This is a genomic window from Mesorhizobium sp. M0701 (assembly GCF_040320365.1).
GTDB lineage: Bacteria > Pseudomonadota > Alphaproteobacteria > Rhizobiales > Rhizobiaceae > Mesorhizobium.
This window is the reverse complement of the sequence record NZ_JAMYPO010000060.1, coordinates 1-2,500: the sequence shown is the minus strand read 5'-3', so window position 1 is coordinate 2,500 and position 2,500 is coordinate 1. Positions and strand designations below refer to the sequence as shown.

Annotated in this window: 1 tRNA gene and 2 rRNA genes (1 of these 3 cut by a window edge); all 3 read left to right on the top strand. The window is 55.0% G+C overall.

Annotated elements, in window-relative coordinates:
* Positions 1-1,748: ribosomal RNA gene (locus NKI24_RS32530) — 23S ribosomal RNA — on the top strand (it extends 1,051 nt beyond the left edge of the window).
* A 96-nt stretch (positions 1,749-1,844) separates the two neighbouring features.
* Positions 1,845-1,959, top strand: a 5S ribosomal RNA gene (gene rrf, locus NKI24_RS32525).
* Between the two features lie 130 nt (positions 1,960-2,089).
* Positions 2,090-2,166 (top strand) — tRNA-Met (locus tag NKI24_RS32520).
* Positions 2,167-2,500 lie beyond the last annotated feature (334 nt).

Sequence of the window (2,500 nt, the reverse complement as noted above, 5' to 3'; positions counted from 1 at the left end):
TTATGGCTAAGTGGGAAAGGATGTGAGGATCCCAAAACAACCAGGATGTTGGCTTAGAAGCAGCCATCATTTAAAGAAAGCGTAACAGCTCACTGGTCTAAATAAGGGTCTTTGCGCCGAAAATGTAACGGGGCTAAAGCCATACACCGAAGCTTAGGGTTTGCAGCAATGCAAGCGGTAGCGGAGCGTTCTGTAAGCTGATGAAGCCATACCCGTGAGGGGTGGTGGAGGTATCAGAAGTGCGAATGCTGACATGAGTAACGTAAGGGGAGTGAGAGACTCCCCCGCCGAAAGTCCAAGGGTTCCTGCTTAAAGCTAATCTGAGCAGGGTTAGCCGGCCCCTAAGTCGAGGCAGAAATGCGTAGACGATGGGAACCACGTTAATATTCGTGGGCCTGGAGGAAGTGACGGATCATTGAGGTAGTCCAATCTTATCGGATTGAAAGGGCTGCTGCGTGGTTCCAGGAAATAGCTCCTCCTTATAGACCGTACCCGAAACCGACACTGGTGGACTGGTAGAGTATACCAAGGCGCTTGAGAGAACTATGCTGAAGGAACTCGGCAAATTGCACGCGTAACTTCGGAAGAAGCGTGACCCTTTCATGCGCAAGCATGGGAGGGTGGCACAGACCAGGGGGTAGCGACTGTTTATCAAAAACACAGGGCTCTGCGAAGTCGCAAGACGACGTATAGGGTCTGACGCCTGCCCGGTGCTGGAAGGTTAAGAGGAGGGGTGCAAGCTCTGAATCGAAGCCCCAGTAAACGGCGGCCGTAACTATAACGGTCCTAAGGTAGCGAAATTCCTTGTCGGGTAAGTTCCGACCTGCACGAATGGCGTAACGACTTCCCCGCTGTCTCCAGCATAGACTCAGTGAAATTGAATTCCCCGTGAAGATGCGGGGTTCCTGCGGTTAGACGGAAAGACCCCGTGCACCTTTACTATAGCTTTACATTGGCATTCGTAGTGGCATGTGTAGGATAGGTGGTAGGCTTTGAAACCTGGGCGCCAGCTCAGGTGGAGCCACCCTTGAAATACCACCCTTATCACTATGGATGTCTAACCGCGGCCCGTTATCCGGGTCCGGGACAATGTATGGTGGGTAGTTTGACTGGGGCGGTCGCCTCCTAAAGAGTAACGGAGGCGCGCGATGGTGGGCTCAGAACGGTCGGAAATCGTTCGCTGAGTGCAATGGCATAAGCCTGCCTGACTGCGAGACTGACAAGTCGAGCAGAGACGAAAGTCGGTCATAGTGATCCGGTGGTCCCGCGTGGAAGGGCCATCGCTCAACGGATAAAAGGTACGCCGGGGATAACAGGCTGATGACCCCCAAGAGTCCATATCGACGGGGTTGTTTGGCACCTCGATGTCGACTCATCGCATCCTGGGGCTGGAGCAGGTCCCAAGGGTATGGCTGTTCGCCATTTAAAGCGGTACGTGAGTTGGGTTCAGAACGTCGTGAGACAGTTCGGTCCCTATCTGCCGTGGGTGTAGGAATATTGAAAGGATCTGTCCCTAGTACGAGAGGACCGGGATGGACGGATCTCTGGTGGACCTGTTGTGGCGCCAGCCGCATAGCAGGGTAGCTATATCCGGACGGGATAACCGCTGAAGGCATCTAAGCGGGAAACCCACCTTAAAACGAGTATTCCCTGAGAACCGTGGAAGACGACCACGTTGATAGGCCGGGTGTGGAAGAGCGGCAACGCTTGAAGCTTACCGGTACTAATAGTTCGATCGGCTTGATCGTTCTCATTCCTAATGCCCATTTCTGGTGACAATCCTTGGATTGCGCCGAAATGGATGGCACAGAAAACAGCTTCTCGAGCAACGTGCGTTTTGCCGACCTGGTGGTTATGGCGGAGCGGCTGCACCCGATCCCATTCCGAACTCGGCCGTGAAACGCTCCAGCGCTGATGGTACTTCGTCTCAAGACGCGGGAGAGTAGGTCGCTGCCAGGTCTGCCAAGCGCACGTTGTTTAATCTTCTCCTTACGAACAGGCCCGCCAACGGGACTCCGGGCCGCGAAAGCGGCCCTTTCATTTGGCGGAAGCTTGAATCCGGTGAGCCAAGGCTTACCTTTAGGGTTGACGCGGGGTGGAGCAGCCCGGTAGCTCGTCAGGCTCATAACCTGAAGGTCACAGGTTCAAATCCTGTCCCCGCAACCAAATTCGAAAACGGCCCGCCTTGTGCGGGCCGTTTTCGTTTTGCTGGCCGATTGGTTCGATCCCCGTCAGGCCTCGCACGAAGCAGGCACAGCGAGACACCAAGGAAGGTCCAGCCCCCGCAACCAAATTCCTTGCATGCGAGCATCAAAAACCCCGGTAGCCTTACGGCGCCGGGTTTCTTTGTTTTGGGGCGTGCTGCCAAACACCGAAGCTCGCGCGCCGCGACGGAGTTCCACGTCCTGCCGGCACCTAGAGCCTTTCACGTTTTGATGGAAGCGTAGCCGGCGTTTGCGAAGTAGTTGTTGCATTCGGTTGCCTCGATCGTTTCAACGAG